17 protein-coding genes are annotated in these 23027 nt (G+C 67.3%); 9 read left to right on the plus strand and 8 right to left on the minus strand.

The features are described 5' to 3' along the window. Positions 1–32 precede the first annotated feature (32 nt). The 6 genes from MB818_RS16495 to murJ all read right to left on the minus strand — a co-directional run bounded on the left by MB818_RS16495 (position 33) and on the right by murJ (position 9588). Positions 33–3239 carry an efflux RND transporter permease subunit gene (locus MB818_RS16495; RefSeq protein ID WP_238905760.1) on the minus strand — a complete coding sequence of 1069 codons (3207 nt, stop codon included), beginning with the start codon at positions 3237–3239 and terminating at the stop codon, positions 33–35. After that, positions 3232–4212 carry an efflux RND transporter periplasmic adaptor subunit gene (locus MB818_RS16500; RefSeq protein ID WP_238905761.1) on the minus strand — a complete coding sequence of 327 codons (981 nt, stop codon included), beginning with the start codon at positions 4210–4212 and terminating at the stop codon, positions 3232–3234. Before MB818_RS16500 ends, MB818_RS16495 begins: the two co-directional genes overlap by 8 nt. A gap of 145 nt (positions 4213–4357) precedes the next feature. Next, positions 4358–4954, minus strand: a complete 597-nt coding sequence (locus tag MB818_RS16505; protein WP_238905762.1) for a VTC domain-containing protein — start codon at positions 4952–4954, stop codon at positions 4358–4360. After that, the gene (locus MB818_RS16510) at positions 4951–7179 is read right to left on the minus strand and encodes a hypothetical protein (RefSeq protein ID WP_238905763.1); all 2229 of its coding nucleotides are present in this window, start codon (positions 7177–7179) and stop codon (positions 4951–4953) included. Before MB818_RS16510 ends, MB818_RS16505 begins: the two co-directional genes overlap by 4 nt. Positions 7180–7184: 5 nt before the next feature. Next, positions 7185–7820, minus strand: a complete 636-nt coding sequence (locus tag MB818_RS16515; protein WP_234145918.1) for a DUF4956 domain-containing protein — start codon at positions 7818–7820, stop codon at positions 7185–7187. Between the two features lie 244 nt (positions 7821–8064). Then, positions 8065–9588, minus strand: a complete 1524-nt coding sequence (murJ, locus tag MB818_RS16520) for a murein biosynthesis integral membrane protein MurJ (RefSeq protein ID WP_238905765.1) — start codon at positions 9586–9588, stop codon at positions 8065–8067. Positions 9589–9790: 202 nt separating this feature from the next. Between murJ and MB818_RS16525 the strand changes: the two genes are divergently transcribed. Together MB818_RS16525 and MB818_RS16530 are read left to right on the plus strand one after the other, a co-directional pair. Beyond that, complete coding sequence (locus MB818_RS16525; RefSeq protein ID WP_238905767.1) at positions 9791–10864, plus strand: GNAT family N-acetyltransferase; 1074 nt, start codon at positions 9791–9793, stop codon at positions 10862–10864. Continuing rightward, the gene (locus tag MB818_RS16530) at positions 10861–11910 is read left to right on the plus strand and encodes a GNAT family N-acetyltransferase (RefSeq protein WP_234162909.1); all 1050 of its coding nucleotides are present in this window, start codon (positions 10861–10863) and stop codon (positions 11908–11910) included. The genes MB818_RS16525 and MB818_RS16530 overlap by 4 nt, the downstream gene beginning before the upstream one ends. Here MB818_RS16530 and MB818_RS16535 read toward each other — a convergent pair. Beyond that, complete coding sequence (locus MB818_RS16535; RefSeq protein WP_238905769.1) at positions 11907–12605, minus strand: polysaccharide lyase family protein; 699 nt, start codon at positions 12603–12605, stop codon at positions 11907–11909. The genes MB818_RS16530 and MB818_RS16535 overlap by 4 nt on opposite strands. Before the next feature lie 39 nt (positions 12606–12644). Beyond that, complete coding sequence (locus MB818_RS16540; RefSeq protein ID WP_238905771.1) at positions 12645–13787, minus strand: glycosyltransferase; 1143 nt, start codon at positions 13785–13787, stop codon at positions 12645–12647. Positions 13788–14219: 432 nt separating this feature from the next. On the opposite strand from MB818_RS16540, the gene MB818_RS16545 reads away from it, so the two are divergent. The 7 genes from MB818_RS16545 to MB818_RS16575 are packed head-to-tail and all read left to right on the plus strand — an operon-like array spanning position 14220 to position 23010. Beyond that, a complete protein-coding gene (locus MB818_RS16545; RefSeq protein ID WP_255700168.1) occupies positions 14220–15221 on the plus strand; it encodes a sugar transferase in 1002 nt (333 codons plus the stop codon). Positions 15222–15230: 9 nt separating this feature from the next. After that, positions 15231–16511: a polysaccharide deacetylase family protein gene (locus MB818_RS16550; RefSeq protein WP_238905773.1), complete on the plus strand. Its 1281-nt coding sequence runs from the start codon at positions 15231–15233 to the stop codon at positions 16509–16511. Continuing rightward, on the plus strand, positions 16508–17743 hold the full coding sequence (locus MB818_RS16555) for a glycosyltransferase family 4 protein (RefSeq protein WP_234217272.1): 1236 nt from the start codon (positions 16508–16510) through the stop codon (positions 17741–17743). The genes MB818_RS16550 and MB818_RS16555 overlap by 4 nt, the downstream gene beginning before the upstream one ends. Continuing rightward, a complete protein-coding gene (locus tag MB818_RS16560) occupies positions 17740–18708 on the plus strand; it encodes a sulfotransferase family protein (RefSeq protein WP_234217271.1) in 969 nt (322 codons plus the stop codon). The genes MB818_RS16555 and MB818_RS16560 overlap by 4 nt, the downstream gene beginning before the upstream one ends. Further along, entirely contained in the window at positions 18696–20477 is a 1782-nt protein-coding gene (locus MB818_RS16565; RefSeq protein WP_234217270.1) for a GumC domain-containing protein, read from the plus strand. Before MB818_RS16560 ends, MB818_RS16565 begins: the two co-directional genes overlap by 13 nt. Next, complete coding sequence (locus MB818_RS16570) at positions 20474–21871, plus strand: O-antigen ligase family protein (protein ID WP_238905775.1); 1398 nt, start codon at positions 20474–20476, stop codon at positions 21869–21871. The genes MB818_RS16565 and MB818_RS16570 overlap by 4 nt, the downstream gene beginning before the upstream one ends. After that, a complete protein-coding gene (locus MB818_RS16575) occupies positions 21868–23010 on the plus strand; it encodes a glycosyltransferase (protein WP_238905776.1) in 1143 nt (380 codons plus the stop codon). Before MB818_RS16570 ends, MB818_RS16575 begins: the two co-directional genes overlap by 4 nt. The last annotated feature ends 17 nt before the right edge of the window (positions 23011–23027 follow it).

Consider the following 23027-nt stretch of genomic DNA (forward strand, 5'->3'; position numbering starts at 1 on the left):
GGGCAATGGCACTTTGGTTCTATACCGCCTGCTCAGGTCTTGAACACGCGGTAGATGGCCGGGATCACCAGCACCGTCAGCAGGGTCGAGCTGAGCAGCCCGAAGAGCAGCGACAGCGCCAGCCCCTGAAAGATCGGGTCGGTCAGGATCACCGCCGCCCCGATCATCGCCGCCACCGCGGTCAGCAGGATCGGCTTGAACCGGATCGCGCCTGCCTCGATCAGCGTCTCGATCTTGTCCAGCGACGGGTCCGCATGGCGGATGAAGTCCACCAGCAGGATCGAGTTGCGCACGATGATCCCCGCCAGCGCGATGAAGCCGATCATCGAGGGCGCCGAGAAGGGCGCGTTGAACAACCAATGCCCGATGATGATGCCCAGAAAGGTCAGAGGCACCGGCGTCAGCACCACCAGCGGCAGCCGGAACGAGCCGAATTGCGCCACCACCAGGATGTAGATGCCCAACAGCGCCACACCAAAGGCCGCGCCCATGTCGCGGAAGGTGATCCAGGTGACCTCCCATTCGCCGTCCCACAGCAGGGTGATGCCGCTTTCATCCTCGGGCTGGCCGTTCAGACGGATCTGGGGCTTGGTGCCTTCGGGCCAGTCCATCGCATCCAGCGCCTCGGCCACCGCGAGCATTCCGTAAAGCGGCGCCTCGAAATCGCCGGCCAGTTCGGCCATCACCATCTCGGCGGCGCGCCCGTTATGACGGAACACGGGGTACGAGGCGCGCTCTTCACGCAGCTCGACCACATCGCCCAGCTCGACCACGCCGCGCGCACCCGGCAGCACATTGGCCGGAACCGGGGTCGACAGGAACCGTTCGTCCACCACCCGGTCGGCGCTGTCGCGCGCGACCTCGATGGGGATCGGGCGGCGGCCCTCGCCCCGGTGCGAATAGCCCACCGTCTGGCCCGCGTTCAGGATCGCCAGCGTCGAGAAGACGTCATGCTCCTGCACGCCGAAGAACTCCAGCTGATCGGTCGAGACCGTGGCCCTGAGACGGCGGGCCTGAGTGCCGAAACTGTCATCCACATCGACCACGAAAGGCACGCTTTCGAACGCCTCGCGGATGCGGGTGGCGGCGGCGCGGCGGCTGTCGGCATCGGGGCCATAGACCTCGGCCAGCAGGGTGGCGATGACCGGCGGGCCGGGGGGCGGCTCGACGGTTTTCAGCACCGTGCCCTCGGGCAGGTCGAGCGTGGAGAGCCGCTGGCGGATATCCAGCGCGATGTCGTGGCTGGTGCGCTCACGTGCATCCTTGGGCAGCAGGTTGATCTGTACATCACCCAGTTCGGGCCGGGCACGCAGATAGTAATGGCGCACCAGCCCGTTGAAGTTGAAGGGCGCCGCATCGCCCGCATGGGTCTGGGCCGAGATCACCTCGGGCAGATCCAGCACGCGACGCGCCACCTGTTGCGCTACCGCGTCGGTCTCCTCGACCGAGGCGCCTTCGGGCAGGTCGATCACCACCGAGAGTTCGGACTTGTTGTCGAACGGCAAGAGCTTGACCGTCACGTCGCGGGTATAAAGCGCGCCCAGCGAGCCGAAGGACAGAACCGCCGCCACCAAAAGGAACAACCCGCTGCCGGATTTGGTGCGCAACAGCGGACGTGCCACCGCGCGATAGAGGCGCCCCAGCGTGCCGCCATGCTGGGCGGCCTCGTCATGGGCATGGGCGGGCGCGCGGCCGGCGATCTTGACCATCAGCCATGGGGTGATGATCACCGCCACGAAAAAGGAAAAGATCATCGCCGCCGAGGCATTGGCGGGGATCGGGCTCATATACGGCCCCATCAGCCCCGACACGAACAGCATCGGCAGCAGCGCCGCCACCACGGTCAGCGTGGCGACGATGGTGGGGTTGCCCACCTCGGCCACCGCGCGGATCGCCTTTTGGGTGCGGCTGGCGCTGTCGGGCATGGCCCAGTGACGGGCGATGTTCTCGATCACGACGATGGCGTCATCGACGAGGATGCCGATGGAAAAGATCAGCGCAAACAGTGACACCCGGTTCAGCGTGTAGCCCATGACCCAAGCCGCAAAGAGCGTCAGCAGGATGGTGACCGGGATCACCACCGCGACCACGATGCTTTCGCGCCAGCCGATCGAGAACAGCACCAGCACCACGATGGACACGGTGGCCAGGCCAAGGTGGAACAGCAGCTCGTTGGCCTTTTCATTGGCGGTCTCGCCATAGTCGCGGGTCACCGTGACCTCGACACTGTCGGGGATCAGGTCGTGCTCCAGAAGATGCACCCGGTGCAGGATCTCTTCGGCCACCACCACGGCATTGGCCCCGGCGCGCTTGGCCAGCGCCAGCGTCACCGCCGGGCTGCGGCGGATCTCGCCGCTGTCGTCGCGGGTGACATTGGCCACGATCCGCTCGGACGTGTCGGGGACAAAGCGCACATCGGCCACGTCGCGCACATAGACGGGCCGGTTGTCGCGGGTGGTCAGCAGCAGGTTGGCGATCTCGGCGGGCGCGTGCAGCGTCTCGCCCGCCACCAGCGCGATCTGTTCGCCGCCATCGCGCACCAGCCCGGTGGCCAGCGCCCGGTTGGCGCCCTCGACCTTGGCCGCCAACTGTTGCAGCGTCACGCCGTACAGCGCCAGCCGTTCGGGGTCGGGCGCGATGCGGATCGCCTCGGGCGCTTCGCCCACCAGATAGGTCAGGCCCACATCGCCGATCTTGGCCAGTTGCACCTGCAATTCCCGCGCGATGCGGGTCAGGTCGTTGGCCGAGACATCCCCGGCCCCGTCGCGCGGCGACAGGGTCAGCGAGACGATGGCCACGTCGTCGATGCCCCGCCCGACGATCAGCGGCTCGCCGATGCCCACCGGGATGCGGTCCATGTTGGCGCGCACCTTGTCATGCACGCGCAGGATGGCGGTATCGGCAGGGGTGCCGACCAGGAACCGGGCGGTGACCATGGCATAATCGTCGCCGGTCTGCGAATAGACATGGTCCACATCGCCGATCGCCTTGACGATGGTCTCCATCGGTTCGGTGACCAGTTTCACCGCATCCTCGGCCTTGAGCCCCGGTGCCTGGATATGGATATCAACCAGCGGCACCGAGATCTGCGGCTCTTCCTCGCGTGGCAGGCTGATCAGCGCCACCAGCCCCATGGCAAGGGCCGCAAGGATCATCAGCGGCGTCAGGGCCGAGCGGATGAAGCCGCGTGTCAGCCCGCCCGCGATGCCAAGGGGGGTGTTCTGTGATCCCTCACTCATGATCGGCCACCAGCACTTCGCCACCCTTGAGGCCGGACAGGATTTCGATCAGGCTTTCGCCCTCGTCCTCGACCGGGGTGCCGATCACCACCACACGTTCGGTGGCGCCGCCATCCGGTCCGGCGACGCGCACGAAATCAAGACCCATGCGCGAGGCGACCGCCGCGGGTGGCACCGCCACCACCTCGGCCCGGCCCACCGGCAGGCGCACCAGTACCCGGCGCCCGATGAATTCGGAGGACAGGCCAGCAACCTCGACATCGGCGATCACCCGGCCATTCTCGATCTGGGGATAGAGCTTGGCGAGGGTGCCGGTCTCGGCGCCCTCGATCCCGGCGATGGCGATGCTGTCGCCCTCGGCCAGGAAATCGGCATGCCGCTCGGGCACGGCGAGGCGCAGGAAGAAGCCGCCGCCGCCGATCACCGCGATCATCTCGCCCGGCAGCACCACCGAGCCTTCGGTCACCGGAACGTCGATCACCGTGCCGGTGATCGGCGCCAGGATGCGGCCCTCGTCGGTGCGTTGCAACAGGACGTCCCGCTGGGCGCGGGTGGTGCCGATCCGGCCCTCGATCACCTGCACGCGGGTGCGCAGCGCGTCGACATTCTGTTCGGTGGTCACCCCGCGTTCCAGCAGGTTCTGGCCGCGTGTCAGCTCGGCCTCGGCATTGCTCAGCTCCGATCCCAGCGCGTTCAGCTGCGCGTCGATGGCGCGCAGTTCCAGCTCCAGCTTCTCGTCCACCGTGGTGCCGATCTGCTGGCCCCGGGTGACGGCGCTGCCCTCGGCCACGGTGATTTCCTGCAAGATGCCACCCAGCCGCGACCGGGCGGGCAGGCTGTCGCGCGGTTCGACCTTGGCAAAGACCGTTTTCCATTCGGTGACGGTGACGCGGCGGGCGGTGGTTTCGGCCAGCACGGGCGCCGCGATCAACGCGGCAAGGCTCATCAGCAGGGCAGGGAGGATCACTTTCATAGGGCACCTTTCGGTTCGGTCGACCGATCTGGGTGACGGGTCGAAACCGCTTGGTTTCTATATATTCAAAAAAACGATTGCGTTTCAATGGGCGGCCCGTGTTTTTTGCATGAAACACAGCGCCAAAGCGTCGCGCCGGGGGGCATTATGCGCGGGCGATTACTGCGCTTATCCCGTTGCAAAACTTGGAAAAACGCCGTCTGGGGACGGGCAGGGCATGGTGCAGCGCATCCAGAGGCGCCCCGGCGGGGGCCTTGAGTTCGCAAACGGTCCAGGACTCGCGATGCGCCAGCTGTCCGTCAGGGCGTGCATAGGAGATGTCGCGATCAAAGGTGATGCGCAGCCCGTTCAGGCTGTAATAGGAGCGGCGATAGCTGACCTCGACCATCGGCATCAAGGTGCCGTAGTCGCGGTCGAAATGACCCTGTCTCAGCAACCGTGCTTCAGTTCCGGCATCGACGGGCCGGGTGGTCTTGAACCGTCCCTCGACCGAGGAGATCTTGGTCTCCAGCACCGCGCCTGCGTCGGTCTGTTCGGGATAGCGGCGCAGGCGAACCTTCTTGCGCGGCAGCACCCCTTCCTCTGAGTCCGAAAACATCTGCAACCCTGTGGTGTCGAAATAGACCGAGCGGATCAGCCGCGCGGGATAGAGCGGCACCATGCCACGGCCTTGCAGATCGGCTTGCAGGCGGGCCATGTCGCTTGCCGTCAGAACCACCTTTTCTTCGATCCGGAAGCTCATCCGCTGTCCCCGTGCGGATCGAGGACCGAGTCGGCGTCGACCCAGCCCGCCGGACCGTTGCATTGGCCGGGACCAAGGCGCAGATAGGCGCCGGGGAATTCCTGTTTCTTGCGAAAGACCTCGTGGCAGAACAGCGTGGCCTCGATCCCGACCCGGTCGACGGTCACGCTTGATCCGTCCTTGGACGAGATGCCTATGGCGCTGGCACGCGCGTCCAGATCGCCGATGGCGACCGCGCTTGCCTCGCCGACCGACACCGCCTTGTCGCCGCAGTTGGCCGCCAGTACCAGATCGAACCGATAGTGGCCGCCGCTGAGATCCAGACAGTCATTGCCCGCGCCGGTGATCCTTGTCTCGGCCACATGCAGATCGGCAAAGTCCATGTCCACCGCATCCGAGGCGGCATCGTGGACCTCGAGCAGCGCGATGTCCCCCCGGCTGGAGACGATGTTGACGCCGTCTTCGCATCCGCCGCCTTCGGTGCTGATCCGCACCCGGGAGAGGGTCATGCCATAAAGGGTCAGGCAGCCGGTCAGCCCATAGGGGTTGAACCGCTGCTCGGGCGGGGCCTCGGCAGCGGCGGGCGGCGGGGGCAGGCCCTTGAACGCGATCTCGACCCCTTCCAGCCGGTCGCCCATCAAGAGGGCCCAGTCGTCAGGTGCCGACTGGGTCAGCACCAGCCGCCGGCCTTGCGGGTCCGGCTCTATGGCAAGGCCCGGGCTGTGGCGCAGGGTCAGGCCCCAGCCGGTCAGGGGCGTGGTGGTATAGGCCGTGCCATCCGCTGTTTGCGCGGTCAGGGTCATGGTCAGTTTCATGCCGTCCAGAACCGCGCCCGACAGGGCCGCCACATGGGCGGCGCGGTCCAGAACCTGTGTTTCGCAGTTGTCGCGGGAGCAGAGCTCTGCTGTTGCGATCCCGCTGGCCGGATCGGCGGCGGCGATGTCCCGGCTGCGGGCCTCGGGCAGTCGCTGGAAGAGGCGCGCGCGGAAGACGGGCCAGGGATCGGCGAGGGCGGCCCCGGTGGCCTCCGAGGGCAGGACCAGCGCGGGCAGGTTCGCGGCCAGACGGTCCAGCAGACGAGCCGCCGCATCGGGTGCGCAGCCGCTGTCGCAGAGCGCCCGGTAGCGCGCGGTCAGGTCGGCGCCGTCCAGCGCGGCCACCGCCGCTTGAAGTCGGGCCATGCGTTCGACGCTGAAATGCGGTGCATAAAGCACCTTGTCGAGTGCGCGCAGATAGCGCGGATCGGCCCGTTTCGGATCGGCCTCACCATCGTAATAGATCGGCTCCATGCCTTGCAGAAAGGCGTTCCAGTAGAATTTGCGGTTATGCGGGCGCAGCCCGTGGCTGGCGCGCATGGCGAACATCAGCGCGGCATAGTCCCACCAGATGCGCGCGGCCTCGGCGCTGTCGGTTGCGGGCACAGGCATGCCGGTCAGGGCCTGCGAAGGATCGGGCGCATGGGCGTTGCCGTAGGTGGCGTAAGCGGCCTGTAACCGGGTGAAGGCATCCGCCGTCATCGCCACCGAGGCAGCACCGCGCTCGACCCATTTGCCGTTGACCACCCGCGCCAGGCCCAGATCCTCGAGCAGATAGCCGCCCCGGTCCGACCACAGCGCCAGCAGCGCCTCGTCGCCCTCGAACATCGGGCCTTCGCGGCGGCGGTTGTGTTCCAGAAACTCCTTGGCCACGGTTTCCTGCCATAGCATGCGCACCGGCGTGCCGTTCTGCACCACATCGACGACCCGGGTACGCGGCGCCAGAAAGCCCAGCCGCGACAACAGCAGGGTGGCCAGCACCTCGTTTTCGGAATTGCGGGTTTTTTGCAGGAACAGCTTGAACCGTACCGCATGGGCGATATTGCCCTCGTCCAGACGGATGTTCAGGCTTTGCAGCAGGCGGCCCCGGTCCAGCTCCACATGATCCTTGAAATCGCCGTTCTGGCGCAGTCGGGCAGGAAAGTCGCAACGGCCGAAATCGTAGAATACCGAGACGGTTCCGTTAAAACTCCGCTTGTATTTCTCGGCGATCTGTTCGCCATCCGACGTAATGATCCGCAGCCCGTTGCGGGCCCATTTTCGGGCCTTGTCGACGCTCACTTCGATCCGCCGGACCGAAGCAATATCCGCCAGTTCCGCCCGGTATTGCCCGGTCGGAAAGTCGCAGCCCGCCTCGGCCACCACCGCCAGCAGCAGGGCGGGCAGTGCAGTCAGAAGGCGCCGCCACATGGCGTTCAGGCCGCCGCAAAGGCGATGCGGGTGATCCCGGTCTGGCCGTTGACCGCACCGCTCAGCGCCAGCAGGTCCTGCCGCGAGGGGCTGGCAAATCGATAGACGACCCCCTCGGGTGTCTTGTCGAACCCGACCAGCGCGGCATGGCCCAGCAGGTCGGGCATCTCGGTTTCGGAGAACACCTCGAGCGTGTGCAGCGCATTGCCCTCGGTAAAGGACGTTGTGTAGAGCGGCACCCCCCGGACCCGTCGCGACCACCGGTTGAACAGTTCCGCCACCACCAGCGTACCCACCGCGCTGCCGACCAGCAACACCAGCCACGAGACACTGACCGCGGCCGCGATCCCGCAGGAGATCATCAGGAAATAGGTCACCAGTTCCAGCGGCGATTTTACCGGGTTGCGGAAGCGCACGATCGACAGCGCCCCTACCATGCCCAGCGACAGCGCGATATTGCCCGAGATGACCGAGGTCAGCGAATAGGTGACCAGCGGCAACAGAAGCAATGTCAGCGTATGCGAAAAGGTCCGGATCCAGGTCTGGCCTGAAAAGATCACCGCCTGACGCACCAGCAGCGAAGCGCAAAGCAGCAGCGCAACCGCCAGCAGCTTGTCCAGTTCGGATGACAATACGCCCATATCCCCCCTCCCGAGATGTGCGGCAATCCTGAAGGGCGGCAACACCGAACCTGCGCCATGCTTACGCGCGTCACATGGCTGTCCAGCGAAATCGGCAAGGCCCCCACCTTTGGATCACGCTTCTTGCGACCGGTGCCTTCGACCCCCCCGAGGCAACCGGATACGAGTATCCTAATCAGTAACTTGCCTTGTGGCCACGGTAATCGACCACGTTGGAAACTGTCTGTTTCCGAAACCGGTACCCCTAGCGCCGCCTGCGACGCAAAAGCGCCAGCAGGGCCTGCATTTCAGGCAGGCGCAACAGAGCGCATCCAGCCAGGAACAGCAGTCCGACGGTCAGCGCATGGGCGCACAGCAGGGCCAGGTCGCCCAGGTCCAGTTGCCACCAGACCAGCGTCGAGACCGCCGCCGCAACCACCGCGGCGCCGATCATCAGGGCGATCTCGCGCAGGTCGTGCCAGGTGCCCAACGCGCCGTGGCGGCGATGGAGCGCGCGTGCCAGCACCAGCGCCGACCCGGTCGAGGCCAGCAGGATCGAGCTTGCCACCCCCTTGAGGCCGAACAGCGCGCCCAGCGGCAGGCCGGCGGCAAAGCGGATCAGTAGCGCGACCGCCGAGAACCACAGGAACACCCGCACCAGCGGCAGCCCGTCATCGGCCAGCGTCGCCGGCAGAAAGGCGGCCAGCACCGCGTTCACCAGCAAGAGTGGCGCCAGGAAACGCACCAGATCGGCGGTGGCGGCGGTGTCCTCGGCGGTAAAGGCGCCACGTTCCAGCAGAAAGGTAATGAGCGGTGTTGCCGCGATCATCACGAAAGCCACCAGTGGCAGGGTCAGGAACAGGCTGATCCGCACGGCGGCGGCGATGGTGGGGCGGGCGCCGGCCTCGGCCCCGGCGGCATGGGAGTATTCGGTGTAATAGGCCGAGTTCACGGCCGAATTGACGGCGCCGGGGGCCGCGCTCAGCAGGCGCTGGGCGACAAACATGATGGTGACGCCACCCAGACCGGTCAGCGAGGCAAGCGCCGCGTCGGCCCAGCCCATCGCCATCTGTGCGGCGGCGTTGATGGTGACGGCGGCAGCCCGGCGCGGCGTGGTCGACCGGCGCGGCATCGAATGACCGCCACGGTCCATCCGGCGCAGGTCGCGCAGGCCCTGAACCACGATCATCAGCGCCATAAGCGCGACCCCGATGACCAGCGCCCATGACAGCGACAGCGGCGTCACCGCCGCGCCCATCACCAGGAGAACCGGCAACAAGGTCACGCGCGGCAGCAGCCGCGCCAGCGTGGTCAGGCCAAACCGGCGGCGGGCAAAGTTGAACGCGCCCGCAAGCGCGGCGATCCCGGTCAGCGGTAGGCACAGCGCGACCACGCCCAACAGCTCGGCCGCCTGTGCCAGCCGGTCGTCGTCGAAGCCCGGCGCCAGCAGCCGTACCACCGGTTCGGCAAAGACCCACAGCGCCAGCGCGATCAGGCTGAGCAACCCCACGATGGGGATGCCGAAACGCAAGAGCGCCCGCCGCATGCCGGCATGACCGCCGCTCTGCACCTCGCGCACGAATTCAGGCACTGCCAGCTGGTTGGTCGCCTCAAAGGCCATGGCGATGGCCGATAGTACGAAGCGGCGTACGGTGAAATAGGCATCTGCTGCCGGGGTGGTGCCAAAGGCGGCGGTTTGCAGCACGATCAGCAGAACGCTGAGCAGCAGCCCCACCAGCTTCAGTCCGGTCATCAGCACGATATTGGCCAGCAGGCGCGCGGCGGACATGATACGGGTCAGGCCTTTCTGCCGGGGGCTGGGCCGCGCCCGAACAGACGGGCGGCGGTCGCGTCCGCCGGGAAACAAAGTGTTTCGGAGCAAATCATCGAGATTAAGGTTGAATGCTTTCCAGCCTTGCATGCAACATGAATCATTCGTTCCGTCCGCCACATTGTGCAGTGGGTGGGGGCGGAAACCGTCGGGGGGACGGATGTACGCGTATGAACGCATTACCGATCCGGCCGGGTTCGCCGCGATCGAAGGTGAGTGGCACGCGCTGGCCAAGGCCAGCGATGGCGGCGTCTTTGCCAGCCACGCCTTTCTTCTCAGCTGGGCCGAGACATATGGCCGGGGCCGCCCGCTGGTGGTCTCGCTTTTGCGCCACAAGGGAAAGCTGGTGGGCGCCATGCCGATGTTCCGCACCGGAAAGGCCCGCGCGGTGGCCGCCATGGGCGAGGGACGGGCGGGCATGGCGCAATGGCTGCTGCATCCCGACCTGCCCGATGCCGACGCGGCGCTGGCGGCGCTGCTGCGGCCCGACTGGCTCAGCTTCTGGCGGCTGGAGCCGCTGGAGACCCCGGATGCCGAGATGCTGGAACGCGCGGCCCGGCTGGCCGGGCTGGCGGTGCGGCGCAAGGCCACCATGAGTGCCTGCAGCGTGACGGCCAATGGCGATTTCGACAGCTATCTGGGCGGGCTCAAGTCCAAGACCCGGCAGGTGTTCCGGCGCAGCGAGCGCAAGCTGGCCGAGATGGAGGTGCGCGATCTGCGCTCGGACCGGGACGGGCGCGCGGCACTCGACGCCTATCTGGCGGCCTCGCGGGCCTCGTGGAAGGGGCTGACCGGCACCGGGTACGGGGCCGCGCCCGAGGGCGTTGCGTTTCTCGAAAAGCTCTTTGCGAGGCTTGGACCCGAGGCCTGTTTCTTTGCCGCCCGACAGGTGGACGATGTGGCGATCTCGGGCCGCTTCGTTCTGGTGCATGGCAATGTGCATTACGGAATGGCCAATGATTTCAACGAGGAATACGCCGAACTTGCGGTGGGTCGTAACTCGGTCATGCAAAGTGTCCGCGACGCGTTCGAGGGGGGCGCGGTGGGCTTCGACTTTACCCGTTGCAATGGGTTGGTGCGCGAGGTCTCGACCGACGAGCGCCCGCTGGAACGGCTCTTGATTCACCGGCCTGGCGATCCGACGCTGGCGGCCTTCTTTGCCGCGCGCGGGGTCCGGCGGTTGCGGCGCAAGGCCAGCGGCTGGCAAAAGGGCCGGCGCGGGGTGGTGTCGTGAAGGTCGTGCTGAGCCGCGATCTGACGCCCGGACAGCACGCGGCGGTCAGAACCTTTTGCGATGCCAGCCCCGGCTACAGCTATCTGCAGGATCCCGACTGGCCGGGCCTCATGCAGGACGAGGGCGGGCGGCACAGCTATCGGCATGTGCTGGTCGAACGCGATGCGGGCGGGTTGGCCGCCTATGGTGTGCTGCGGCTCAGCCGGGTGCCGGGCGGTTTGGCGCTGGGCGCGTTCCGGCGCGGTCCGGTGGTGGCCGCCCCCGCCGATCTGGAACCGGTGTTGGCGGCGCTTCTGCCTGCCCTGCGCAATGCGGGCCTGATCACCGTCGCCATGAATCCGCGATGGGAGGATGCCGAGGCCGAGATCGTTGAACGCCTGCTGGCGCGGCTGGGCGGGCAGGTGGCCCCGCCAGCGCGGCAGCGCCTGCACAGTTGCACCGGCCTGATCGATCTTGCCCCGACGCCCGAGGAGATCTTTGCCGCCTGCACCGCCCATGCAAGGCGCAACCTGCGCAAGCTCGACAAGCTGGACCTGACCCTGCGCCCGGTCGCGGCCGGGGCCGAGATGGCACGGGTCCGCGACTGGACCCAGGCCTTTGCCCGCGCGCGGGGTCTGACCACGCGGGGCCTGCCGGGGCTTGAGGCGCAGCGCGACTGGATCGCCCGCCATGGCGGCGCGCTGATATTGGTCGAGGCCGAGGGCGCCCCGGTCGGGGCTTTCTCCCTGCTGCGCGACGGGCCGCGCGTGCTCAACATGTCCAATGGCTGGGCCGATCCCGATGCGCGTCTGCCGCGGTCCTACCTTGTCTATTGGTACGCGATCCGGCGCTGGGCGGGCGGCGCCGAGCCGGGCGGGCCGCGCTGGCTGGACCTGGCCGGACGCGACGACCCCCGCGTGCCCCGTGCCGATGCCGGGGCCGAGGGACGCGAGCGGTTCAAGGACGGGTTTCCCCAGCGCCACGCGGTGCTGCCCCGGATGTACCGGTTTGTCCTGCGTCCGCTGCTGGCCCGTGCCCTTGACGGGGTCGAGTATCTGCGCGGCTAGGGCCAGCGTTCCAGCGTGACGGCGCCCAGATAGAGGGTGACGGTCTCGGGGTTGGAATTTGCGGTAATGCCGATCTGCAAGCGGTCGATGGCGGCGCGCTTGGCGGGTACATCGGGCAGGGTGCGACCCCGGTTGTCGAGAACCTTTTGCCCGTCGAGATAGACCTGCGATCTGCCGGGCGCCGCATCGGTGCCGAGGTTCAGCTCCCAGGTGACCAGATGCCATCGGCCCGTGGTCAGCGCGGGCGCGCTGTCGTCGGTCCAGGCATGGCCGCCGCCGATCTTCTTGCGATCCACCCGCAGGCGGCCGTGGCGCAGGTAGAGCCGCAGCCCGGGATTGCCGGATGGGCCGCAGAACTTGCATTCCAGATCGAACAGGTGGATCGAGTTCGCCGGGTTGCCGGGGGGCAGGAACAGCTCGGCCGTGACCCGGATGCGGGCGCCGGGGCCAAGCGGGTCAAAGGGCAGGATCAGCGCCGCCTTGCCCACCTTGCCCGCCTGTTTCGCCCCGGCCCGTGCCCGGATCACCTGTCGGGTGCCGACCGGGTCGGGAGCGGGGGCAAGGGTGCCGTTCTGCTGCTGCAGACGCAGGTCGGGGCGGGCCATCAGTTCCGGCGCGCTCGCGTGATGCTCGGCCAGCGGGGCCGCCTGCGCCGTGGCGGCAGCGATCAGCAGCGGAACAAGCGATCTGAACAACGGGTGCATCGGGGCCTCGGTTCTGGTCGCCTCAGGCTGTCATTCCGGAGGTCGCACTGCAAGGGGGGCGATCCGGTCGGCAAAGATACGCGCCGCGGCAGCATGCGCATACAACCCGGCCTGCGCGGGGGCGGCGGCCAGCGCCGCGCCCAGGGCCTCGTCCTGGCCCGCCATCTCGGCAATGCCCAATGCCATGGCGTCGGTGTCGCCGATGGGAACGATCCGGCCAGCCGCCCCGGCCTGACCGAGCAGCCGCCTTGGCCCGTCGCAATCGGTGGCCAGCACCGGCGTACCCTGGGCCAGTGCCTCGACCACCACATTGCCGAACCCCTCGCGATGCGAGGGCAGCACGAACAATCCGGCGCCCGCCATATGCCGTGCCACGTCCGGGCTGTAACCGGGCATGGTGACCCGGTCCTGCAAGTCCATCGCCGCAATCAGCGCCTCCAGCTCGGGCCGGGCCTCGCCCTCGCCGAGGATGGTCAGCCGCAACTCGGGGCGGGTCCGCAGGGCGTGGGCAAAGGCGCGGATCAGGTCGGCATGCCCCTTTGCCGGATGCAAGCGACCGACCGCCAGCACCTGCGCCAGATCACGGGGCGGGCCGTCGCCTTGTACTACTTGCGTGGACAGCGCCAGCGCCTCGGGCGACAAGACCGGGTTGGGCAGGGTTGCCACCGCCGGCCGGTCCAGTTCCAGCGCCGCCAGCCAGTCGGCGCCCAGCCCCTCGGTCGGGGCCACCAGCAGATCGGCCATCGGATAGAGCCGACGCATCAGCCAGCGGCGCATGCCCGGATGGCGCGCCGTCGCCAGATAGGCGGCGGGAGAGCTGTGCTCGCTGATGATCACCGCCGGGCGCTGGTGGGCGGGCAGCAGCCGGGCCGCCATCAGCGCCGCGATATTGCGCGCATTGGTGCCGGAGTAGACCGCGTCCATCCCTGCCAGCGCCGCGCGCAGTGCCCAGAGGGAGGTCATCGCCCGCTGCCCGCCCAGATCGACGATCTCCACCGTGTCAGGGATTTGGTCCAGCAACTCGCCGGTACGGTTGCCCAGGATCAGGCGGATCGCGAACCGATGACCTTGCAACTGTTGGATCAGCGCGACAGTCGATGTCTCGATACCACCGCTGCGCAGATGCGGCAGCAGAACGGCGAGCGAGGATCGTGAGTCGAGAGAACTACACATGATCGGATCGCGCAAAAATTGTGGGCGAGCTACGATTGCAGCCTTTTGTGAGCGACATTCTCATATCATGACAAAACAATAGCGACCATCGAGCTTAACTGTATCGGAAACAAACTGTTTCCAGCCACTTATTATGTTCAAGGTTAATGTGGCGATAAGGTGTCAACATTGTGACCGTTTCAAAAGTTGGAGTCCTTTCAGGGGCGCGCGGGACGGGTATGAGGGGTTTGGCAGATGAAGAGAGACATCTATGAGGTCGATGCCGACCTTGCCGGTCTCGACGGGGGGGTGCGTCTGTTTGAGACGATGGCCCCGCTGCCGGCACAAATGCTACGCGAAGCGCAGTTTGCGCCCGGACTGAATGACGGGGCATTCGCCCCGTGGCCGGCAAAGTCACAGCGGCGTGAGAGAGCGTCTGCACCGCGTGGGCTAATGTCACCGGCGATCGTCAGATCGGGCTATGTGCCGCGCTATCCGCTTTTTGACACAGCATTAAACCGGGTGCTTGCCGGTCTGGTTCTGCTGGCGATGGCGCCAGTCATGTTTATCCTTTCGATCTTGGTCTTGCTTTCGTCCGGTCGACCTATCTTCTATTCCGGTTCGAGATTAGGTAAAGGTCGCAAGTCATTCAAAATATTGAAATTCAGGACGCTCGTGCCTGATGCTGCCGCACGGACCAGCCAGTCTACACTGCCAAGGGGAACCCTGTTGGAAACCAATGTCGGGTCCTATTTGCGCAAGTCCCGGCTGGATGAGCTGCCGCAGCTGATCAACATTCTCAGGGGCGACATGGTCTTTTTTGGCCCGCGCCCAGTACGCCCCGAACTGCTGGAACTATACATGCGCGAGGCGAGCGGCTTTGCGCTGCGGTTCAACGTCAAGCCAGGCCTGGTGGGCATGTCGCAGGCGCTGTTGCCGCATTCGGCTGGCAAGCGGCTGCGCGGGCGGTTCAACTCTCTCTGCTGCCGGGCGCCGATAAACTACTGGGCGACGCTGGGTTTCGTGCTGCATGTGGGGCTGACGGTGCTGCGCCGGGCCGGGCGTGGGGTACTTGACATGGTTCTGCACCTGGGCAGCCCGGCGATGCGGTTCAATTTTCTGCGCTCGGGCTTTCACCGGCCCCGCCACACGGTGGCGCAGTTCGAGATGGAAGGCGAGACGGTCACCGCCGGCGTGGTCGGCATTTCGGATCAGATCGTGCAATTCGTCAGCCCGCTGCCGCCCCGGCGCCGGTGTTATGCGCTGACCGTCGACCGCAAGCTGGCCTCGGGTCGGCACCTGCGGATCGGGCTTGAGGCCGAGGTGAAATCGGTGTTTCCGCTAGGTGTTGGCAAATCCGGATTCCTGTGTCATGCCTCTTATACGGCGCGCACCCCTTATCAGCGGTACCGGATCGAGCGCTATCTGCTCGACGAGACCGTGTTGTCGACCTGAGGTGCCGTGATGTCCGATGCCCGGCCCCTGACTGCGCATACCACCGCACGCCGCGCCCTGCGTCGGCGGTTGCTGGGGGGGCTGCTGTTAGTGGCGCTGATCTGCGGCCTGTCTGGAGGTGCCCTTGCTGCGCTGACCGGGGCGGCGGTTTGGGCATTTTGGCTGTTGGCGGCGGTTGCCGGTTATCTGGCGGCGGCGCGCCTTTGGCGGCTGGAGCCGGGCAATCCCGTACTGACCTATCACAGCGTCAGCGATGATGCCGCCTGGCTGCCCTGGCAAGCAGAGATCTCGATCCGTCCGGCCTCGCTCGACCGGCAACTGCGCCTGTTCCGCCGCATGGGGATGCAGATCGTTGACAGCGAGACCCTGGTGCGGGCGCGGCTGGCGGGGCGGCCGGTGCCGGGCAACTGGATGGCGCTGCATTTCGACGATGGCTATCTGGACAATTGGGTCGCCGCCACGCCGATCCTGCGCCGCCATGGCGCCTGTGCAACGCTATTCGTGTCCACAGATTTTATCGCACCGCCGCAGCCCTTGCGCCCGATGATGGGGCACGAGGAGCCGCTGCGCTGGGATGGGTATCTGAGCTGGGACGAGCTTCGCGCGCTCGAGGCCGAAGGCACCTTTCGCATCGAGGCGCATGGCACCGATCATGGCCGCATCGCAACGGGACCCGAGACGGTCGACCGCCTGACGCCCGAGAACGCGGGGCGGCTGTCGTGGATGCAATGGGCGCGGATGCCGGGGGACAAGCATGACTGGTACCTGCGCCGCAACCGGCCGGTGCCGATGGGCAGCGCCGTGCCGGTCAGCGCGCCGGCGCTTGCCGCGCGGGGCTGGTCGTCGGATACCGGTCAGGAAAGCGATGCCGCCTATGATGCGCGGGTGCGGGCGGTGCTGGCCACCAGCCGCGCGGTGATCGCCCGCGAGATGGGCCGCGCGCCGGTGCTGTTCTGCTGGCCGCAAAACCAGACCAGCGACCGCGCGCGGGCTCTGGCGCGCGAGGCGGGGTTCCTTGCGACCACGGCGGGGCAGGCGCGCAACGCCGCATCGGACCCGGCGGCGATCCTGTCGCGGGTTCATATCGGCGAAGACTACGCAGGCTTCCGCTGCGGCTGGATCGACGATCTGGCGGTGCGGGCGCAGATCCGCTGTTTCCAGGGTTACGTGGGATGGGTCGCCGTGTTGGGCGCAGTGGGCGCGCTGCGCCGCGCCGTGCGGCTGCTGGCCCGGACGCGTGTCCGGGGCAGTGGCGCCGGATCGGGCGCCTTGCAGGAGGGGATGTCATGAAACTGGCCGTTATCGTTACCGAATTTCCCAAGACCACCGAAACCTTCATCCTGCGTGATCTGATGGTGTTTCTCGAGGCCGGGGTGGACCTGCGCCTGTATCACCTGGCGCCCTGGCGCAATGATCAGATCCTGCACGATTTCGGGGCCGAGGCGGGACGCCGCGCGCGGCACATACCGCTGTTTTCGCCGCGTTCGCTGGCGGCGCTGGCGTCGCATCCGCTGGCTGCGACACAGCTGGCGGGTAGCATCGCGCTGCATCAGGGGCGCGAGGCGAAATTCGCCGCCAAGTCGTTGGCCTTGCTGCCCGCGGCGCTGCGGCTGGGGCAAGAGCTGCGCGATTGGGGCGCCGATCACATCCATGCCGAGTTTGCCGGTCATCCCGCTACCGCCGCCTGGATCGCCCATCGCGTGTCTGGCGTGCCCTACTCGGTCAGCTGCCGGGCGCATGACATTTTCCGCAGCCAGCGCCTGTTGGAACAGAAATTCGCCGATGCCGCGCTGGTGCGGGCGGTCAGCACCTATGCCAGCCGGTTCCTGGCCGAGCATGTGCCGGGCATCCGCCAGCAGGATATCGCCGTCATCCATTCCAGTGTCGATGTCTCGGCCATCGCGCCCAGCGATCCGCCCCCGCCCGAAGACGGGTTCCGCATCCTCTATGTCGGCTCGCTGCAACAGCGCAAAGGCGTCGATGTGCTGCTGCGGGCGCTGGCCGGGTTCGACCGGCCGGGCTGGCAGCTTGACATCGTGGGCGACGGACCGGATCGCGCCAAGCTCGAGGCGCTGAGCGCCGGGCTGGGGTTGGACGACCGGGTGCATTTTTTCGGCCAGCGGCCATTCGGCGAGATCGACGGGTTCTATCGCTCCGCCTCGGTCTGCGTTGCGCCCTCGATCATCGGGCCCAATGGCCGGACCGAGGGCATTCCGAACGTGATGATCGAGGCGCTGGCCTATGCCCGGCCTGCCATCTCGACCAATGTGTCGGGCATTCCCGAACTGATCCGGCCCGGCGAGACCGGCTGGTTGACCGAGCCGGGCGATGTGGCGGGGCTGACGGCGGCGCTTTGCGCGGTGCATGACGCGCCCGAGGCGGCCAGCAAACTGGCCTGGCAGGGGCGGGCGCTTGTCGAGCGCGAGTTCGACCTGCGGGTCAACGCAAGGCGCCAGCTGGAACTGTTCGCCGCTGCCGGCAAGGGGCAGGCGCCGCAGGGCGCCCGCATGGTGACGCCATGACCACGCCGCGCCCCATCTTTGTTCTGGGTCTGCAACGTTCGGGCACCACGCTCATCGGCAACCTGCTGGCGGCGCATCCGGATGTGGCGGGGGTGACCGATCCGCGCCATAGGGGCATCCACGAGAGCGTATTCTTTTCTCATTTCGCCCGTGCCTGGGACTGGACCGATGCCATCGCCCGCGCGCAGGCGGTGGCGGCGTTTCTGGACAGCGACTATGGCCGCCTGCTGGACCTTACGGACGAGGACAGGCACCGGGTGGAGCACGTTGGCGATCCGGAGGTGTTCTTTCACCAGGCGATGACCGCCCATGCCCGCCAGCAGGGGGCGCTGGCCTGGGTCGAAAAATCGCCCCATCACGTGCACGAGGCGGCCCGGATCGCGGCGGCCTATCCCGATGCGCGCTTTGTCGCGATCCATCGCGACAGCGCCGGTCTGGTGCGCTCGCGGCTCTGGGCCTATGGCCGGGTGCCGCGCACGGGGCTGGCCCGGTTGCCCGCGGTGCTGCGCGGGGCGCTGTCCAATGCCTATCATCGGCGGGTTCTGCGCCGGTTCGCACGCCAGTTCCCCGAGCGGGTGAGCGTGCTCGACTATCGCGGCTTCGTCTCGGGGGGCGACGCGTCGGTGGCGGCGATGGTCGATGCGCTGGGCTTGCCGCCCGCGCCGGGCCTTGCGCCGGAATACGCGCCCAACAGCAGCTTTGCCGCGCCCGGTGTGGCGGGCGGGCTGACCCGTGCCGACCATGCCGCCATCGCGGTGGCCGAGACGCTGTCGGCGCTGGTGCCGCTCTGGCTGCTTGATCGTCTGCGTACCGGCGTCTCCGGGCGTCGTCCCGAATTTCCCCGCTGGGTATGGAGCGGCCTCGTGCCGCCGCCAACCACTCGTTCCGGACCCTCGTTCGCGGCGCCGCTTGGCGCCGAGGCGGCGGCCCCATTGCAGGAGAGCCCCTCGCCATGTCGCGACTAGAGTTGATCCACGACCTGCCCAGCCCCGCCCGCAACCGGCCCGCCGACCCGTCCGGCCCCCGCGAGGTGGGGGGCGGGGCACCGCGCCAGAACGAGGCGGGCGCCGCCATCCGCCATGTGGCCGAGCTGATGCGGCAGAGCCGTCGGCTGATCCTGCTGCTGATGCTGGCCTGCGCGGCGCTGTCCTGTGCCTATGCGGTCTACAAGCTGAATTTCTCGCCGGTCTACCGGGCCTCGGCCAAGGTGACCGCGCAGCCCACCGACGCCGAGTTGCGCTATTCTCAGGTCTATGTACGCTCGTCCTCGCTGGACAGCGCCAATGTGATCACCCGCAGCCATATCGAATATCTCAAGAGCCGCGAGATCGCCGAACGCGCCCGGCTTGAGGTGTTCGGCGCCGCGGGGGCCGCGACCGAAGAGCCGCAGATCCCGCCGTTGCTCGCCTTTGCCAAGGAGGCCAAGCAACAGGTCGAGGCCGGTCTGCGCTGGCTCAACTCCGGCAGCGCCGGGGCCGCGGCGGGTGACAAGGATCTGGTGACCGAGATCCAGGACGCGATCGAGTTGAAGATGGTCGAAAGCTCGTTCGTGATGGAAATCTCGGTGGCCTGGGAGGATCCGAAGATCGCCGCCGAGCTGGCCAATGTACTGGCGCGGGTCTATCGCTCCCGCAGTCGCGAGCAGGTTGCCGCAACCACCGGTGAACTGACGAGTTTCCTGGAAACGCAAAAACTAGCCACCGAGCGCCGTCTGTCCGACCTGATCGACGAGCGCAACGCGCTGCGCATGGCCTCGGGCGTGGTCGAGATCGAGACCGAGCGCCGCGAACTGCTGGCGCGCCTGTTTGCTGAATCCGCACAGCGCGATGCCGACCGCCGCAGCCTGCTGGCCATACAGGCACAGCTACGCGCCTTTCTGCCCGACCGGCCGCTCAACCGGCATGACGGGCTGACCCAGACCACCAAGGAAGAGCTGAACCTGGCCCGCCTGCGCGAGGTTGAACTGGCCGCCGCCGTGGTCGAAAGCGACAAGATCGTCGCCCGGCTGGAACAGCGGATCGAGGCGTTGGCAAAGCTGGAGACCCGGTTCGAGGGTTTGAACTCCGAGATCGACCGCACCCGCGTGCAGCTTGACGACATCGACGCGCGCCTGCTCGAGGTGCGCATCAGCGAAGCCGAGAGCATCGAGACGCTGCGCATCGTCGACCTGGCAAAGCCGCCGGCTCTGCCCGAGGAACCGAAGGTGGTGAACCGGACCGTGATGGGGGCGGTGTCGGGCTTCCTTCTGGCGATGATGGTCGTGCTCAGCCGCGATTACATGGCGACCCGCCTGCGCACCCAGACCGATCTGTCCGGCGTGGCCGGGCTGCGGGTTCTGTCTCCGGCGGCGCTGGAGGCGACCGAGCTGACGGGCGCGGCCGCCAGTCCGGCGATGGCCGCCGCCGAGGAGGGCATGCGACCCTATCTGGACTGGGATGCGCTGGATACCGATGACATGGTGGCGGTCCTCGACGTGTCGGACCCGCGCCGGGCCGAGGCGGTGGGCCGCCGGGTGATGCAGAGCTATCCCTATAGCGACCAAGTCTACACGGGGCTGCTGCGCCGGGCGGTGCGGCCGGGGAATATGGCTCCTAGTGCTGCGGTGTTGATCACGCTCGGCCGGGACGAGGTGTCGGCAAGCGAACTGCGCGACTATCTCGACCAGTTGCGCGCCCTGACGCGGTCGCTGCCGGTGGCGGTGGCCTTTGTGGATATTCGGGGGCGCGTGGGATGACCCCGGCGACGCGGCAGCTGGCGCTGGGTTTTGGCAGCGCGGTGCTGACCGCCGCTGCCGCCCTGTCCGGACCGGCCCTGGCGGCGGGGCTTCTGGCTACTGCGCTTGGCGGGTTTGCCGTGCTGGGCAACACCGTGCTGGGCGCCTATCTGCTGGTCGCGCTGGCCCAGCTCGACGGGATCGCGTTGCTGGTCGATCAAAGACTGCCGATCTCGCTGTTCAAGGCAGTCACCGCGCTGGTTCTGCTGTCGCTTGTGCTGACGGTGCGGCGCCATCCGCTGATGCAGGGGCGGTTGCGGCTGTCGCCCACGGCGATGTTCACCCTGCTGTTCGCCATCTGGCTGTGTGTCTCGTATCTGGCCTCGGACTGGCAGAGCTATTCCTATGATCATACCAAAGGGTTCTTGCAGACCCTGCTGCTGGTGCCGATCCTTGGTCTGACGGTGACCTCGCCCCGGCACTTGCGGCGCATGGTGCTGGTGATTGCGGCCAGCGGCGCGATATCGGCGGTCTTTGTCATCCTCGAGACAGTGTTCGGACTGCGGCTTTTGCCCTATGCGGACGAGGGCGACGTGGCCGCCTGGCTGGGGGCGGTGCGGTCCGCCGGGGCCTCGGCCTATAACCCCACCACCTCGTCACATCTGATGGCGGTGAGCCTGATGCTGGCGCTGGTGCTGGCGCTCTATGACTGGCGCGGGCGGCGGCTGTGGGTCTTGATTTCGCTGCTCTGCCTGGTGGCTCTGCCGATGATGGGCGCGCGATCGGGCGCGATTGCCGTGGCCATGGGGATCGGGCTGATCGGCTTTCGCATGCGGCATCACCGGCTGTTCCCGGTGGTGGCGCTGGGGGCGCTGGCGGCACTGGTGGTCGCGGTGCTGAACGCGCCCGATACGCTGGTCGAGCGGTTCGGCGTGCTGGGTGATTTCCTGGGCGACGGCGATACATCGGACCGGTCGCTGTTGCGGCGGCTCAGCTATAACCAGATCGGACTGGCGCTTTGGGCCGAACATCCTGTGACCGGGCTGGGGCCGGGGGCCTATCCGGTCAATTACGCCAGCGACGCATTCCGCTGGTATCCCGGGCGCGAGGCCGAGGCGCGGCAGCTTCACAATGCCTATCTCGAGGTGGCGGTGGAAACCGGGATCGTGGGCATCGCGCTGTTTCTGGGCGCGCTGTTGAGCGCGGCCTGGGCGGCGCTGAAGGCCGGGCTGCATCCGGTGACCGAGACACAGGTACTGGCCCAGGCGTTGGGGGTCGCGATGGCGGTGTTCATGTTTGCCAGCCTGTTCATGCCCAACGAGGACATCAAATACACCTGGATCCTCGCCGCGCTCTGCGCGCGCGCGGCGCAGCTGGCGGGCGGTTGGCGGGTGGACACGGGGCAGGCGGCATGACGCTACTGTTCTGGACCTGCCTGGGGCTGATCCTGTTTTCGCTGGTTGGTTATGGCCTGCTCTGGATCGGATTGGCGCGGCTGGTGCGCGACCGCCCGGCGCATCCGCCGGTGACGCAGTCGGCCACGGTTCTGATCGCGGCGCGCAACGAGGCGCGCGATATCGGCGCCAAGATCCGCTCGCTCAGGGCGCAGCGCCGGGACGGTCACCGGGTGCGGGTGCTGGTGGTTTCGGACGGGTCCGAAGATGCCACCCTGACCGAGGCCGCGGCGGCGGCTGAGGGTGACGCTGATATCCAGGTGATCGGGCTTTCACAGCATGGCGGCAAGGCCGCAGCGCTCAATCACGGTCTGGCGATGATCCCCGAGGACGAGATCGTGATCTTCTCGGATGCCAACAGCCTGCTGGACCCGGACGCCTTGATCCGTCTTCTGGCACCCTTTGCCGACCCCGGTGTCGGGGGCAGCATCGGACAACTGGGGATCAAGGGTCGCGACGGGCTGATGGCGCGGGCCGAACGGCTTTACTGGCGTTATGACAATGCGCTGAAACGGGCCGAAGACCGGATCGCGGGCACCGTATCGGCGCAGGGGACGCTTTACGCGGTGCGGCGGGGGCTGGTCGGGGTGGTGCCGGCGGACATGGCCGACGATCTGGCGATCTCGCTGGGGGTGGTGGCGCGCGGATACCGGCTGGCCTATGCGCCGGGAGCGGTGGCGCGCGAGGCGGTGACCTCGAACCTGCGCGGAGAATTCGGGCGGCGGGTGCGCTCGACCGAGCGCGGCTGGCGTGGATTGATGCATTATGCGGGGCTGATGAATCCGGGCCGGACCGGGCTTTATGCGGTGCAACTCTTCTGCCACAAGCTGCTGCGCCGTCTGGTGGCGGTGCTTCTGCCACTGCTGCTGCTGGCCAATATCGCCCTGCTGGATCAGGGCGCGTTCTATGTGGCGATGTTCGGCGCGCAGGTCGCGCTTTGTGCCGTTGCGCTGGCCGCGGTGACGACCCGCTGGGGCCGGCGGCTTCCGGGCGCTTCGATGGCGGTGCTGTTCGTGATGGGGCACGCGGCGATTTTTTGGGCGCTGCTGCGTTATGCCATGGGAGTACGCTCGACCAAATGGGCGCCCGTGCGCGGTTAGCGGCCAAGACTTTTAAG

It is taken from the genome of Ruegeria alba (assembly GCF_022321465.1).
Taxonomy (GTDB): domain Bacteria; phylum Pseudomonadota; class Alphaproteobacteria; order Rhodobacterales; family Rhodobacteraceae; genus Ruegeria_B; species Ruegeria_B alba.